The sequence below is a fragment of the Pseudomonas sp. PDM19 genome (assembly GCF_014852215.1).
Taxonomy (GTDB): Bacteria; Pseudomonadota; Gammaproteobacteria; order Pseudomonadales; family Pseudomonadaceae; genus Pseudomonas.
In genome coordinates this window covers 1,237,633-1,250,496 of sequence record NZ_JACVBG010000002.1, presented here as the reverse complement: position 1 = coordinate 1,250,496, position 12,864 = coordinate 1,237,633, and the positions used below count along the sequence as shown (strand labels likewise).

Sequence of the window (12,864 nt, the reverse complement as noted above, 5' to 3'; positions counted from 1 at the left end):
GGACTCCGGAGCTGGGCGAGCCCTAGAGCCTAACGCCAATCGCAGCGCCTGGCTGCATCAGGCGGGTTCCCCGAGCGACGTGGGTACCGGGAAGGGACGTGCGAAGGTGAAGACCTCCGCCGAGGGGCCCTCCAGCCGCAGACGCTCCAGGCGGTCGCGGGCCATCGCCACATCCGGCAGCTCGCCTTCGGGCAGCCACCACAGCGCGAGGCTCGGCGAAGGCAGGCGCTCCATCCAGTCGCGCTTGCTGCGCAGCACCTGCAGATGCTCGCCGGCGTAGACGTAATCCTTGAGCGCCTCGACCGACTCCCACAGCGACAGGTTGACAATGATCAGCGGGTCGTCGAAGACGCGAATCGAGGTGGCATCGCCCTCCTCCGTCTGCAGGCGCCAGACGAAACCGGGGCTGCGCTCGGCGAGGGCATTGATGTGATCGAGCTGGTCGACGAAGCCCTTCATCAGGGGGTGATCCAGCGGTGCGCGGGCCCTGGCGATGTTGACCTGGGCAAGGTGGTAACGGGTGGACATGGGCTTGCTTGTCATCCAGCGGGTCATGAGGCTGATCAGGCTTTTGGGAGCGGGCGGCACGACGAGGGTCCGTGCCGCCCGGCAATTTCAACGACGGACATAATCCATCCAGAACGGGCGCTCGACTTCCTGCTGGATGTCGGCACGGCTCAGGCCGATATCCTTGAGCGCCTCATCGCTCATGGTCGCCAGCTCACGACGCTGGCGGGCCAGTTCGTGCCAGTGCAGGACACGTTGCATGGTGCGTTTCCAAAGCGGAACGGGGGAGACTTTGTGGACATGGTAGGACGCTGCTACGAAACCGAGTTGACCTTTCATCATGCTTCCCTCCCTGTGGGGTTGGATGCAGTTTCAGGCTCGCGCTAAGATCAATCCAACGAATCATTCTTATGCAATCCATCTCGGAGATTGATGAATGAGCAGCTTCCCCAGCATCGACAGCGAACTACTGCGCACCTTCGTCGCCATCGCCGACCACGGCGGGTTCACCCGCGCGGCCGAGATGGTCAACCGCACCCAGTCGGCAGTGAGCATGCAGATGAAACGCCTGGAGGAGGACGTGCTGGAGCGCAGCCTGTTCGAGCGCGACGGCCGCCAGGTGCGCCTGACGCCCGAGGGGCAGATCCTGCTGGGCTACGCGCGGCGCATCCTGCGGTTGCAGGGTGAGGTGTTCAACACCTTCCGCCAGCCGCACATGGTCGGCTCGGTGAAGATCGGCACGCCGGATGACTATGTGATGCGCTTCCTGCCCAGCATCCTTTCGCGCTTCGCCGAGGCCTATCCGCTGGTGCAGGTGGAAGTGCACTGTGACTCGTCCGCGCAGTTGCTGATGCGCAACGACCTGGACCTTTCCATCGTCACCCGCGAACCGGGTACCGAGATCGGCCAGTTGCTGCGCCAGGAGTCCTTCGTCTGGATGGCGGCCGAGAGCTTCTGCCCGCAGGAGCAGCGCCCACTGCCGCTGGCGATGTTCAACACCGCCTGCTTCTGCCGCGCCTGGGCCTGCAATGCGCTGGAGGCGATGGAAGTGGACTACCGCATCGCCTACAGCAGCCCGAGCCTGTCGGCGCTGTTCGCCGTGGCCAGTGCGGGGCTGGCGGTCACAGCGCAACTGCAGAGCTTGCTCACTGGCAATCTGCGCATCATCGGCGAGGACGAGGGCCTGCCAATGCTCCCCAACGCCAGCATCGTGCTGCTACGCGGGCAGAAGATGACCCCGGTGACCGACAAGCTGGCCGAGTACATCGTCGAAGGCTTCCGTTCGTAACACGGCTCAACGAACTGCCAGCAGCACTGCGCAGACGATCAGGAAAGCGCTGAAGGCCAGACGCAGCTGACGCTCGGGCAGCGCATGGGCCAGGCGCACGCCCCAGGAAATGCTGACCAGCCCACCCAGCGCCAGCGCGCTGCCCATGCGCCAGTCCACGTGGCCATGCGCAGCATAGGTCGCCAGCGCCACGCCCGTGCTGGGCGCCGCCAGAGCCAGCGCAAGCCCCTGGGCGATCACCTGGGTCAGGCCGAAGACGGACGTCAGAACCGGCGTCGCCAGCACACCGCCGCCCACCCCGAACAGCCCACCAAGTGAACCGGCACCCAGTCCCAGCACGCCCATCCATGGCAGGCCGTAGCGCGGCGTACTGCTGCCCTGGGGCACGCGCTGGAACAGGCGCACCAGCAGATACAGGGCCAACAGCACCAGGAACACTACGAAGGCGGTGCGCATGCTGCGGGCATCCAGGTTCACCGCGATGCTGGAAGCGAAGAACGCGCAGACCAGCCCGGTCAGCGCCAGGACGCCGGCCTGGGCGAAATCGATACGGTTGCGCTGGTGGTAACGCCAGATCGCCAGCAGCACATTCGGCACCACCATCACCAGCGCGGTGCCCTGCGCCAATTGCTGATCCAGCCCGAACAGCACGCCCAGTGCCGGAATCGCCAGCAGCCCGCCGCCAATACCGAACAGCCCACCCAGGCTGCCCAGCACGACGCCGAGCAGAAAGTCCAAGACCAGGTCCCACATGACGCACCTCCACAACAAGGCGTCCATGCTAGAAAACCCCGGCTGGATGGGAAACGCAAAGCGCAGCACAATGGCTTTGCCCATCCTGCATAGCCGCCACACGCCATGAATCCTTCCAGCCTCGAAGACCAGCTCGACCTCTACCTGGACGTGCTCGACAACGGCAGCTTCTCCGCCGCCGCCCGCCTGCGCCAGCTCACCCCTTCCGCCGTGGCACGGCGCATGGACGCGCTGGAGCAGGGATTGGGATCGACCCTGATGGTGCGCAGCACGCACAACGTGCGCGCCACACCGGCAGGCCTGGCGTTCGCCGAGCGGGCGCGACGGATAGTCATCGAGCTGCGCCAGGCGCGAGCGGAAGCGGTGTCCCTGAGCACCGCGCCGGAAGGCCTGATCCGCATCGACGCCCCGGTGCCCTTCGGTCGCCGTCACCTGGCACCGGCGCTGGCGGACTTCCTCACCGCCAACCCCGGCCTGGACGTGCAGCTGCGGCTGATCGACAGCTTCACCGACACCCGCGGGGAAAACCTAGGCCAGGTCGACCTGGTGCTGCGCATCGGCACCCTGCCCGACAGCCGCCTGGTCGCCACCCGTCTCGCGCCCATGCGGCGGATCGTCTGCGCGAGCCCCGCCTACCTGCAGCAGCTCGGCACACCAGCCTCGCCACTGGAGCTGCCGGAGCACATCGGCCTCGACTGGGAAGGCCTGGCGCCGCCGCTGGCCTGGCGCTTCCTCATCGACGGCAAGCTGCAGCACCTGCGGCCGCGCCGGCTGCGCATGACCGCGAACAATGCCGAGACGCTGGTGGAAGGTGCACTGCAAGGCATCGGCATCGCTCACCTGCCCACCTGGCTGTGCAGCGAGTACCTGATCAGCGGCCAGTTGCTGCCGCTGTTCTGCGAGAACGGCCTTCCCGAACCAGAGCCCGGCGTTATCCACGCATTGCGCCTGGAGCGCGGCACCCACCCACGCAGTGAGCGCCTGCTGGGCTTCCTGCTGGAGCGTTTCGGTTTCCCGCCACCCTGGGATGCGGCACTTGCAGAAGCGCTGTTCAAGAATTAACCATCGCGCTAAATTAATGCGCAATCACCTCTTCGCTTCGAGCGCCCCGGCCAGGAGCACGCCATGACCCAGCAAGACCCGACCTGCGAAGCCCTCAAGCTGGATAACCAGCTGTGCTTCGCCCTCTACTCCACCTCCCTGCAGATGACCAAGGTCTACAAGCCTCTGCTGCAGGAGCTGGGCCTCACCTACCCGCAGTACATCGCCATGCTGGTGCTGTGGGAAGAAGACGGCATCACCGTGGGCGAGATCAGCTCGCGCATGCTCACCGACCCTGGCTCCCTCACGCCCCTGCTCAAGCGCCTCGAGGCCGAGGGCCTGATCACCCGTACCCGCAGTCAGGCGGACGAACGCGTGGTACAACTGCGCCTGACCGACAAGGGCCGTGAGCTGCGCCGACAGGCGGAGAGCATTCCGGCCTGCATCCTGGCCAGCAGCGGTCTAACGTTGGACAGTCTGAAGCGCCTCCAGGAGGAGCTCGTGGACTTGCGCGGACACTTGCAAGCCCCGTAGTCCGGGGCTTATGCCAAAGCTGCAGGTTCTTTAGTCAGAAATCTTCCAATAATTATCTTGCGCGCTAAATTAAATCGAACTAACTTTCATCTCACGAACTGCTTAGCGCACAAGATATCAAGCAGCAAGACATTCTCAACCCGACCTACCTGACAGCCAATCGGAGACCATCATGCAAACCATCAAAGCCCTCTACACCGCCACCGCTACCGCCACCGGAGGCCGTGATGGCCGCGCCATTTCCTCGGACGGCATCCTCGACGTGAAACTGTCCACTCCGCGTGAACTGGGCGGCGCGGGCGGCGAAGCCACCAACCCGGAACAGCTGTTCGCCGCTGGCTACTCGGCCTGCTTCATCGGCGCCATCAAGTTCGTCGCCAGCCAGAGCAAGAAGCAGATCCCGGCAGACGCCTCGATCACCGGCAAGGTCGGCATCGGCCAGATCCCCGGCGGTTTCGGCCTGGAAGTGGAACTGAACATCAACCTGCCGGGCCTGGACCAGGCCGAGGCCGAAGAGCTGGTCGCCAAGGCCCACCAGGTCTGCCCCTACTCCAACGCCACCCGCGGCAACATCGACGTGCGCCTGAACGTCAGCGTGTGATTCCACGAACGGCAGTAACGAAAAAGCCCGGCATCAGCCGGGCTTTTTTCTGTCTCGGATCAGGCTCAGGCCTTGACGCGGGACTTGTACTCGCCAGTGCGGGTATCGATTTCGATCGAGTCGCCGATTTCGCAGAAGGCGGAAACCTGGACTTCAGCACCGTTCTTCAGGCGAGCGGTCTTCATCACTTTACCGGAGGTGTCGCCACGGACAGCCGGCTCGGTGTAGACGATTTCGCGAACGATGGTGGTCGGCAGTTCAACGGAGATGACTTTCTCGTTGTAGAAGACGGCTTCGCAGACGTCGGTCATGCCGTCTTCGATGAAGGTCAGCACGCCCTCCAGGTCGCCTTTCTCGATCTCGTACTGGTTGAACTCGGTGTCCATGAAGACATACAGCGGGTCCGCGAAGTAGGAGTAGGTTACTTCCTTGCGATCGAGGATGATCGGCTCCAGCTTGTCGTCGGCCTTGAACACGGTCTCGGTGCCAGCACCGGTCAGCAGGTTCTTCAGCTTCATCTTGACGACCGCGGAGTTACGGCCGGACTTGTTGAACTCGGCCTTCTGGATGACCCAGGGGGCGCCATTGATGTTGGCAACCTGGCCAGCGCGGAACTCTTGTGCGGTTTTCATACGATTATCCGATTGGATTGGAGACAAAAATCAGGGGCCATATCATAGCCAATTTGTATAAAAACGCACCAGCCCCGCGGCAAGATCGGTTTGTTCGCTCAGGCGCCGCTGCCAATTGCCAATCCACGCAGCCCACTCCGGCAGCCGGATTTCCAGCTTTTGCCAGGCATCGCCGACGTCACCCAGGCCATTCCAGGCCATCCAGAACGACTGCAACTCCGCCCGCAGCGAGTCGTCCATTCCTTCGCAGAACAGCGCCAGGAAAGCTTCCAGCTTCTCCAGGTGGATGTCCTCATCCTGCTGGTAGATGTGCCAGACGAAGGGCCTTCCCGCCCATTGCGCCCGCACGAACGAATCCTCGCCGCGTACCGCGTTGAAATCGCAACTCCACAAGAGCGGGTCGTAGTCTTCCTGGCGCACGAAAGGCAGCACCTGCACACGCAGGGCCTGCTTCTGGTACTGCTCCCCGACTCCCAGTGCCCGCCCCGCCCAGCGCTCGACATCGGCAAGCACCCTGCCCTCTGGCACCAGCAGCAAGGTGGCAGTGCTGCTTCCAGCCAATGCATCCAGCCAGCCGCCCAGCGCGGCATTCTCATAAGCGAACAGGGAAATACGCCGCTCATGGGCCTGCGGGCGCACCCCAAGGCTTTCCAGAAAACCAAGGCTGGCCGCCGGATCGCTTTGGAAGGCATCGCGCCGGGCAATCAGATCGCCCTCGCGCAGCAGCCCGCCGGTAGCGGCAGTGAAGCCGGGGAAATAGAAGTACTTCTGCAGCCCGCTGGCCTGCATCGATGGTAAACCGTGGCAGGACTCCACCCAGGATTCGGCGCTGAGGTATTCCAGGTTCAGCCACAGCGAAGGCGTCTGCCGCTCGCGCATCGCCTCTATATAGGCAGCCGGCATTTCGCAGGCGAAGGCTTCGATCACCACGTCCGCCGCAGGAGTGTCCTGCCAGGGCTTGGGCCACAGTCGCACTTCCACGCCCGATTGGTGCTGCACCGCGACCGAGCCGTTGGCCGCCGGGCAGATGCGCGCGAAGGCCGCCAGGTCATCGACCCATAGCCGCACCTGTTGCCGATGCTCCCCGGCCAGCTGGCGGGCCAGCCGCCAGGTGACACCAATATCGCCATAGTTGTCGACTACGCTGCAGAAGATGTCCCAGCTGGCCATGCGCATTCCTACGTACCAGAGCGTGTCTCAGAAGGCTCCAGTGTACCCGCGATCCCGGCCATGCTCCTTAAGCCGATGAATCCCTTGGAAAAAATTTTCAAAAAAGATTTGCCAAGGAGGAAACCTTTGAGTAAAGTGCGCGCCTCGACAGACACAGCGCTGTCGAGAAATCTGGTGAGGTGTCCGAGCGGTTGAAGGAGCACGCCTGGAAAGTGTGTATACGAGAAATCGTATCGAGGGTTCGAATCCCTCCCTCACCGCCAGATTCAAGAAAAAGCCCGGCTAAGCAATTAGCCGGGCTTTTTCGTTTTCCCCTTCACACTTTCTTCACCTGTTGCGGCCTAGTTGCAAGTTGTCAGTTGGACAAATGCACAACGGCGATTAAACAGTTGTTCGACCATTGTCGACAGTCATCTGACAGCTTGGTTCCACAGGCCGGAAACCCGCCTCAGACCCCGCCTGACACCTGTTGGCAACACTCCTTTGCCAGATTGGACAGTTTTTGCCCAAATCGGCCTCGCACAACTGCTAACAGCACCCGTAACATGAAAAAAAAGTGCCGTACTTGCGCTTGGTCAGTTTACTTACTACAAGTAATGGGTACTATGTAGTCCGGCTAATTTCCCAGTCATGGGAGATTGCTTTTAATGGAAATGTCCACCTTAAGGGGAACACGATGAACAACGTTCTGAAATTCTCTGCTCTGGCTCTGGCTGCTGTTCTGGCCACCGGTTGCAGCAGCCACTCGAAAGAAACCGAAGCACGTCTGACCGCTACTGAAGACGCCGCTGCTCGCGCTCAAGCCCGTGCCGATGAAGCCTATCGCAAGGCTGACGAAGCTCTGGCCGCCGCTCAGAAAGCCCAGCAGACCGCTGACGAGGCTAACGAGCGCGCCCTGCGTATGCTGGACAAAGCCAGCCGCAAGTAATAGATCTTCGGATCTGTTCGAAAAAACCGACCCCTCGGGGTCGGTTTTTTTATGCCTGCCTGTTTTGTCCCCTCGACAAACAGGCAGGCAACAAAAAGCCCGCTCGACCGGTAACGGTCGGCGGGCTTCTTAGTGCGCGCTGCGAGTTACTGCAGCGGCACCGCGTCCTGGTCAACAGTAGCGGCAACCGAACCACCCTGCTGCACTTGCTGCGGCTGGGCAATGGCTACCGGCAGGCCGTCTTCGGCGGCAACCACTTCACGCACCACGTTCCAGTCCATCTGCATCTGGCTGGCGATGTCTTCGCGCTTGAGCAGGGCGTTGATCACCGCAGTGTGCTTGTCGACCACGGACGGGTCGCCGTTGTCATCGATGGGCGCGTGGGCTTCGAGGTAGATCTTGCCTTCGCTGCGACCGAACTTGTACGGCTCGTTGATGATGCGCACCTTGGTGCCCACCGGAATCATCGAGAAGAGCTGGGTCACGTCCCAGTTGTACATGCGGAAGCAACCGTGGCTGGTACGGGTGCCGATGCCGAACTTCTTGTTCGAACCGTGGATCAGGTAGCCATGGAAGCCCAGGCTCATCTTGTACGGACCCAGCGGGTTGTCCGGACCCGGCGGCACTACGGTCGGCAGCGGATCGCCGTCGGCGGCGTGCTCGGCGCGAATCGAGGCCGGCGGGTACCAGGCCGGATCCTTGGTCTTGGCGATCACGCTGGTGCTGCCCACCGGCGAACCCCAGCCCTCACGACCGATCCCCAGGGCGTAGGTGTAGACGACGTTCTTGTCCTTGGGGAAGTAGTACAGACGGTATTCGGCGAGGTTGATCACCACGCCTTCGCGCGGACCTGCCGGCAGGACGAAACGGGTCGGAATGATGACCTCGGTGCCCACGCCCGGCAGCCAGGCATCGACGCCCGGGTTGGCAGCGATCATCTCGGAGTAGCCGAGGCCGTACTTCTCGCCCAGGTCGGCGAAGGTGTCTTCGTACTTGGCCTTGATGACCTGGACCTGGCCGACGATATCGTCGCCCGGCGCCGGCAGCGGCAATTCAATGGCGGAAACGGGGCCGGCCGAGAGCAGCGCGGCGAGGGACAGCGAGCAGGCGGCAATGACGCGCGACAACATCCGAGGATCCTTGACGTGGGCAATGAGCAAAGGGTGATCAGTTTACCACCGCAAGCCCCGTCAACGGGAGATATCAGATGAGCCAGGAACTGCGCGCGCCGCGCTTTTCCTCTTCGAGTTGTTTCAGACAGGCCGCGCAGATGCGCCGATCGCGCAGCAGCGGTTTCTCGGCACCGCGCCACATCGGCTGTGCCGGCAGCAGGCTGCCACACAACGTGCGGTCAGCCGGGGTTCCCAGCTCCAGCTGGCGCGCGACCAGATGCACCCGGACCTCGCGGCAGGCGAACAGGTCCAGCTGTTCATCGGGTTCGATCAGCTGGTAGGCGAAGAGGGTCCAGGCGGGGCGCGACATAGGGGGTTCCAGAAGGGTGCGCAAACATAGCCGAAAGGCCGGGCGCGGGGAAGCCTCGATTCCGTGGTTTATCCGTGCTGCCATTCATTACAGCAGGGGCTTGAGCGTCGGCCACACGTTGTCGAGCAGTTTAGGCTGAGCCGCCACCGCCGGATGGATGCCGTCAGCCTGCATCATGTCCTGCACGCCCCCTACCCCTTCAAGGAAGAACGGCACCAGTGGAATCTTCTGTTCGCTGGCCACGCTGTCGAAGACCTTGGCGAACGCGTCGGTGTAGCGCTGTCCGTAATTGGGCGGCAGGCGCATGCCGAGCAGGATCACCTTGGCGCCCGACTTCTGCGACTGCTCAACCATGCCGCTAAGATTCTGTTGCAATTGCGCCGGCGCCATTCCGCGCAGGCCGTCGTTGCCACCCAGCTCGATCACCACCAGCTTCGGCTTCTGCTCCGAAAGCAGCGCCGGCAGCCGCGCGAGGCCTCCTGCAGTGGTGTCGCCGGAGATCGACGCGTTCACCACCTTGTAGTCAAAACCCTGCTCCTGAAGACGCTTGTCCAGCAGGTTGACCCACCCCAGGCTGGTATCCAGCCCCAAACCGGCGCTGATACTATCGCCGACGACCAACAGCGTCTGCGCCGCGGCCTGCTGCGTGATCAGAAGCAACGCCAGGCAGCCGCCCATTAGCCATGCACGCATCGGATTCTCCATGAGCGAAAGCATTCTCACCGCGCGGAACCTTAGCAAGGTTGTTTCCAGCGCGGAAGGCAAGCTGACCATCCTCCACGACCTCTCCCTCGACCTCGCCCGCGGTGACAGCCTCGCCATCGTCGGCAGCTCCGGCTCGGGCAAATCCACCCTCCTCGGCCTGCTCGCCGGCCTGGACTTGCCCAGCGGCGGCGAGATCGTCCTGCTCGGCCACACCCTGGGCAGCCTCGATGAAGACCAGCGCGCGCGAGTACGCGCCGCCCACGTCGGCTTCGTCTTCCAGTCCTTCCAGTTGCTCGACAGCCTCAATGCGCTGGAGAACGTCATGCTGCCGCTGGAACTGGACGGTCGGAAGGACGCCGAGCAGCGCGCCCGCGAATTGCTGGAACGCGTCGGCCTCGGCCAGCGCCTGACCCACTACCCGCGCCAGCTCTCCGGTGGCGAACAACAGCGGGTCGCCATCGCCCGCGCCTTCGCCGCCGAACCGGACGTACTGTTCGCCGACGAACCGACCGGCAACCTCGACACCCACACTGGCGAGCGCATCAGCGACCTGCTCTTCGAACTGAACCGCGAGCGCGGCACCACCCTTGTCCTGGTGACCCACGACGAACGCCTCGCCCACCGCTGCCAGCGCCATATCCGCCTGGAAAGCGGCCACCTGATCGACCACGTCGAACCCTGACGGACGAGAGCCGATGAAGCCACTGTCGCTGCCCAACCTGTTTCGCCTGTCCCTCCGCCAGCTGTGGCGCGAGGGGCGCAGCGGCGAACTGCGCGTGCTGTTCTTCGCCCTGCTGGTGGCGGTGGCGGCGAGCTCCGCCATCGGTTATTTCAGCGCGCGCCTGAACGGCGCCATGCTGGTGCGCGCCGCCGAATTCCTCGGCGCGGACCTGGTACTCACCGGCACCCAGCCGGCGCAGCCGGAACAGATCGACCGCGGCCTCAAGCTCGGCCTGCAGCACGCGCAGAGCGTGGAATTCTCCAGCGTGGTGGCCACCGACAACGGCATTCAACTGAGCAGCGTGAAGGCCGTCGGCGACAGTTATCCCCTGCGTGGCGAACTGAAGAGCGCGCCAGCCCCCTTGCAGCCGGAAGTCGAAGGCGGCCGCCCGGCGCCGGGCGACATCTGGGTCGAATCGCGCCTGCTCGCCAGCCTCGATCTGAAGATCGGCGACAGCGTCGACATCGGCCGCAAGTCCCTGCGCATCGCTCGTGTGCTGACCTACGAACCGGATCGCGCTGGCGACTTCTACAGCCTCACCCCGCGCGTAATGATGAGCCTGCACGACCTGGACGCCACCGGCGTGGTGCAGCCCGGCAGCCGGGTGCGCTATCGCGACCTCTGGGGCGGCGCGCACGATGCGCTGCAAACTTACCGGCAAGCTACCCAAGACAACCTGGCCGCCAACCAGGAACTGCAGGACGCGCACCACGGCAACCGTCAGATCGGCGACGCCCTGGGCCGCGCCGAACGCTACCTGAACCTCGCCAGCCTTGCCGCCGTGCTGCTCGCCGGCGTGGCCGTGGCGCTGTCGGCCAACCGCTTCGCCACCCGCCGCTTCGACGCCAGCGCACTGCTGCGCTGCTTGGGTCTGTCGCGCCGCGAAGCCCTTCTGCTGTATGGCAGCCAACTGTTCGCGCTGGGACTGGTTGCCAGCGTCTGCGGCGCCTTCCTCGGCTGGCTCGCGCAGCTGGGCCTGATGCACCTGCTGGGCAACCTGCTGCCGCCGGAAATTCCCGAAGCCGGCATAGTCCCCGCGCTCGCCGGCATGGCGACCGGGCTGGTCGCGCTGGCCGGCTTTGCCTTGCCACCGCTCGCCGCGCTGGGCCGCGTACCGCCGCTGCGCGTGCTGCGCAGCGACCTGCTGCCGGTGCCGATGCGCACCTGGGCCGCCTATGGCTGTGCGCTGCTCGCCCTCGGCCTGATCATGTGGCGCCTGAGCCTGGACCTGAAACTCACCCTCGCCCTGCTCGGCGGCGGCGCCATCGCCGCAGTGATCCTCGGTTTCATCCTGCTGCTGGCCCTGCGTGGCCTGCGCCGCGCCCTCCAGGGTGCCAGCCTGCCGTGGCGCCTGGGCCTGGGCCAACTGCTGCGCTACCCGCTGGCCGCCGCCGGACAGAGCCTCGCCTTCGGCCTGATCCTGCTGGCCATGGCGCTGATCGCCCTGCTGCGCGGCGAACTGCTGGACACCTGGCACTCCCAGTTGCCGCCCAATGCGCCGAACCACTTCGCTCTGAACATCCTGCCGGCCGAGAAAGACGGTTTCGAGCAACGGGTGAAGGCACTGTCGCCCAACGCCGAAGACCTCTATCCGATGGTGCCTGGCCGGCTGGTGGCGGTGAACGGCAAGCCCGTCCAGACATTGAAGGAAGACGTGCGCAGCGAGCGCGCCCTGCACCGGGACCTCGGCCTGACCTGGTCGGAGCGCCTGCCTGCGGGCAACCAGATAGTCGCCGGTGATTGGTGGCAGGCCGGCGAGAACAGCGAACTGCCGAGCGTCTCGGTGGAAGAGAAGCTCGCCGGCAACCTCGGCCTGAAAGTCGGCGATCACCTGAGCTTCACCGTCGCCGGGCAGACTCGCGAAGCGCAGATCCGCAGCCTGCGCTCGGTGAAATGGGACAACTTCCAGCCCAATTTCTTCATGGTCTTCGAGCCCGGCACCCTGACCGACCTGCCGGTGACCTACCTGACCAGCTTCTACCTGCCGGTGAGCCAGGAGCGCCAACTGATCGAACTCGCCCGCGCCTACCCCACCGTCACCCTGCTGCCAGTGGACGCGCTGCTGGCGCAGCTGCGCAGCATCCTCGACCAGGTGACGCTGGCGGTGGAGTACGTGCTGGTGTTCGTCCTCGCCGCCGGCTTCGTGGTGTTGTTCGCCGGCCTGCAGGCGACCCTCGACGAGCGCCTGCGCCAGGGCGCACTGCTGCGCGCGCTGGGCGCCGAGCGCGGCCTGCTGATGCGCACGCGGCGCAGCGAGTTCGCCCTGCTCGGCGCGGTCAGCGGCCTGCTGGCGGCGCTGGGCTGCGAGCTGATCAGCTACCTGCTCTACCGGCTGGTGTTCGACCTGCCGTGGAGCCCGCATCCCTGGCTGCTGGGGCTACCGGTGCTGGGTGCGCTGCTGGTGGGCGGCGCCGGCCTGCTCGGCACTCGACGCGCGCTCAACGTGAGCCCATTGCGCCTGCTGCGCGAGAGCTGATCGGGTAGACTGCCCCGATCACTCTC

General features: G+C 64.4%; 15 protein-coding genes and 1 tRNA gene. 8 read left to right on the top strand and 8 right to left on the bottom strand.

Features of this window, described 5'->3' with window-relative positions; genetic code table 11:
- Positions 1 to 57 precede the first annotated feature (57 nt).
- A complete protein-coding gene (locus tag IB273_RS14230) occupies positions 58 to 528 on the bottom strand; it encodes a DUF3291 domain-containing protein (RefSeq protein WP_081518716.1) in 471 nt (156 codons plus the stop codon).
- Between the two features lie 87 nt (positions 529 to 615).
- Positions 616 to 849, bottom strand: a complete 234-nt coding sequence (locus IB273_RS14225) for a DUF1127 domain-containing protein (protein WP_412548075.1) — start codon at positions 847 to 849, stop codon at positions 616 to 618.
- A gap of 94 nt (positions 850 to 943) precedes the next feature.
- Between IB273_RS14225 and IB273_RS14220 the strand changes: the two genes are divergently transcribed.
- The gene (locus IB273_RS14220; protein WP_081518641.1) at positions 944 to 1,795 is read left to right on the top strand and encodes a LysR family transcriptional regulator; all 852 of its coding nucleotides are present in this window, start codon (positions 944 to 946) and stop codon (positions 1,793 to 1,795) included.
- A 6-nt stretch (positions 1,796 to 1,801) separates the two neighbouring features.
- On the opposite strand, the gene IB273_RS14215 is transcribed toward IB273_RS14220, so the two are convergent.
- Positions 1,802 to 2,548 carry a sulfite exporter TauE/SafE family protein gene (locus tag IB273_RS14215; RefSeq protein ID WP_151187700.1) on the bottom strand — a complete coding sequence of 249 codons (747 nt, stop codon included), beginning with the start codon at positions 2,546 to 2,548 and terminating at the stop codon, positions 1,802 to 1,804.
- Positions 2,549 to 2,653: 105 nt separating this feature from the next.
- Between IB273_RS14215 and IB273_RS14210 the strand changes: the two genes are divergently transcribed.
- From IB273_RS14210 to IB273_RS14200, 3 genes are all read left to right on the top strand, one after another.
- The gene (locus IB273_RS14210) at positions 2,654 to 3,610 is read left to right on the top strand and encodes a LysR family transcriptional regulator (protein ID WP_192224319.1); all 957 of its coding nucleotides are present in this window, start codon (positions 2,654 to 2,656) and stop codon (positions 3,608 to 3,610) included.
- 63 nt (positions 3,611 to 3,673) lie between these two features.
- On the top strand, positions 3,674 to 4,123 hold the full coding sequence (locus IB273_RS14205; protein ID WP_138521870.1) for a MarR family winged helix-turn-helix transcriptional regulator: 450 nt from the start codon (positions 3,674 to 3,676) through the stop codon (positions 4,121 to 4,123).
- Between the two features lie 172 nt (positions 4,124 to 4,295).
- Positions 4,296 to 4,724: an organic hydroperoxide resistance protein gene (locus tag IB273_RS14200; protein WP_081518645.1), complete on the top strand. Its 429-nt coding sequence runs from the start codon at positions 4,296 to 4,298 to the stop codon at positions 4,722 to 4,724.
- A gap of 65 nt (positions 4,725 to 4,789) precedes the next feature.
- On the opposite strand, the gene efp is transcribed toward IB273_RS14200, so the two are convergent.
- Positions 4,790 to 5,356: an elongation factor P gene (gene efp, locus IB273_RS14195; RefSeq protein ID WP_045211459.1), complete on the bottom strand. Its 567-nt coding sequence runs from the start codon at positions 5,354 to 5,356 to the stop codon at positions 4,790 to 4,792.
- 42 nt (positions 5,357 to 5,398) lie between these two features.
- Positions 5,399 to 6,526, bottom strand: a complete 1,128-nt coding sequence (gene earP, locus IB273_RS14190) for an elongation factor P maturation arginine rhamnosyltransferase EarP (protein WP_192224318.1) — start codon at positions 6,524 to 6,526, stop codon at positions 5,399 to 5,401.
- Between the two features lie 173 nt (positions 6,527 to 6,699).
- On the opposite strand from earP, the gene IB273_RS14185 reads away from it, so the two are divergent.
- Positions 6,700 to 6,789 (top strand) — tRNA-Ser (locus IB273_RS14185).
- Between the two features lie 413 nt (positions 6,790 to 7,202).
- Positions 7,203 to 7,454 (top strand): outer membrane lipoprotei OprI, encoded by a 252-nt coding sequence (oprI, locus tag IB273_RS14180; RefSeq protein WP_017517003.1) that lies wholly within the window; start codon positions 7,203 to 7,205, stop codon positions 7,452 to 7,454.
- Positions 7,455 to 7,600: 146 nt separating this feature from the next.
- Here oprI and IB273_RS14175 read toward each other — a convergent pair whose 3' ends face one another.
- The 3 genes from IB273_RS14175 to IB273_RS14165 form a co-directional block, all read right to left on the bottom strand.
- A complete protein-coding gene (locus IB273_RS14175; protein WP_045211466.1) occupies positions 7,601 to 8,584 on the bottom strand; it encodes a L,D-transpeptidase family protein in 984 nt (327 codons plus the stop codon).
- 73 nt (positions 8,585 to 8,657) lie between these two features.
- The gene (locus tag IB273_RS14170) at positions 8,658 to 8,936 is read right to left on the bottom strand and encodes a hypothetical protein (RefSeq protein WP_081518646.1); all 279 of its coding nucleotides are present in this window, start codon (positions 8,934 to 8,936) and stop codon (positions 8,658 to 8,660) included.
- A gap of 87 nt (positions 8,937 to 9,023) precedes the next feature.
- Positions 9,024 to 9,629, bottom strand: coding sequence for an arylesterase (locus IB273_RS14165; RefSeq protein WP_081518647.1), 606 nt, complete (start codon positions 9,627 to 9,629; stop codon positions 9,024 to 9,026).
- A 10-nt stretch (positions 9,630 to 9,639) separates the two neighbouring features.
- On the opposite strand from IB273_RS14165, the gene IB273_RS14160 reads away from it, so the two are divergent.
- Together IB273_RS14160 and IB273_RS14155 are read left to right on the top strand one after the other, a co-directional pair.
- Complete coding sequence (locus tag IB273_RS14160; protein ID WP_151187702.1) at positions 9,640 to 10,323, top strand: ABC transporter ATP-binding protein; 684 nt, start codon at positions 9,640 to 9,642, stop codon at positions 10,321 to 10,323.
- Between the two features lie 13 nt (positions 10,324 to 10,336).
- Entirely contained in the window at positions 10,337 to 12,838 is a 2,502-nt protein-coding gene (locus IB273_RS14155) for an ABC transporter permease (RefSeq protein WP_192224317.1), read from the top strand.
- Positions 12,839 to 12,864: the final 26 nt, after the last annotated feature.

Coding starts and splice junctions, on each gene's coding strand:
- IB273_RS14230 (WP_081518716.1), bottom strand. CDS start 528: ATGTCCACCCGTTACCACCTTGCCCAGGTCAACATCGCCAGGGCCCGC.
- IB273_RS14225 (WP_412548075.1), bottom strand. CDS start 849: ATGATGAAAGGTCAACTCGGTTTCGTAGCAGCGTCCTACCATGTCCAC.
- IB273_RS14220 (WP_081518641.1), top strand. CDS start 944: ATGAGCAGCTTCCCCAGCATCGACAGCGAACTACTGCGCACCTTCGTC.
- IB273_RS14215 (WP_151187700.1), bottom strand. CDS start 2,548: ATGTGGGACCTGGTCTTGGACTTTCTGCTCGGCGTCGTGCTGGGCAGC.
- IB273_RS14210 (WP_192224319.1), top strand. CDS start 2,654: ATGAATCCTTCCAGCCTCGAAGACCAGCTCGACCTCTACCTGGACGTG.
- IB273_RS14205 (WP_138521870.1), top strand. CDS start 3,674: ATGACCCAGCAAGACCCGACCTGCGAAGCCCTCAAGCTGGATAACCAG.
- IB273_RS14200 (WP_081518645.1), top strand. CDS start 4,296: ATGCAAACCATCAAAGCCCTCTACACCGCCACCGCTACCGCCACCGGA.
- efp (WP_045211459.1), bottom strand. CDS start 5,356: ATGAAAACCGCACAAGAGTTCCGCGCTGGCCAGGTTGCCAACATCAAT.
- earP (WP_192224318.1), bottom strand. CDS start 6,526: ATGGCCAGCTGGGACATCTTCTGCAGCGTAGTCGACAACTATGGCGAT.
- oprI (WP_017517003.1), top strand. CDS start 7,203: ATGAACAACGTTCTGAAATTCTCTGCTCTGGCTCTGGCTGCTGTTCTG.
- IB273_RS14175 (WP_045211466.1), bottom strand. CDS start 8,584: ATGTTGTCGCGCGTCATTGCCGCCTGCTCGCTGTCCCTCGCCGCGCTG.
- IB273_RS14170 (WP_081518646.1), bottom strand. CDS start 8,936: ATGTCGCGCCCCGCCTGGACCCTCTTCGCCTACCAGCTGATCGAACCC.
- IB273_RS14165 (WP_081518647.1), bottom strand. CDS start 9,629: ATGCGTGCATGGCTAATGGGCGGCTGCCTGGCGTTGCTTCTGATCACG.
- IB273_RS14160 (WP_151187702.1), top strand. CDS start 9,640: ATGAGCGAAAGCATTCTCACCGCGCGGAACCTTAGCAAGGTTGTTTCC.
- IB273_RS14155 (WP_192224317.1), top strand. CDS start 10,337: ATGAAGCCACTGTCGCTGCCCAACCTGTTTCGCCTGTCCCTCCGCCAG.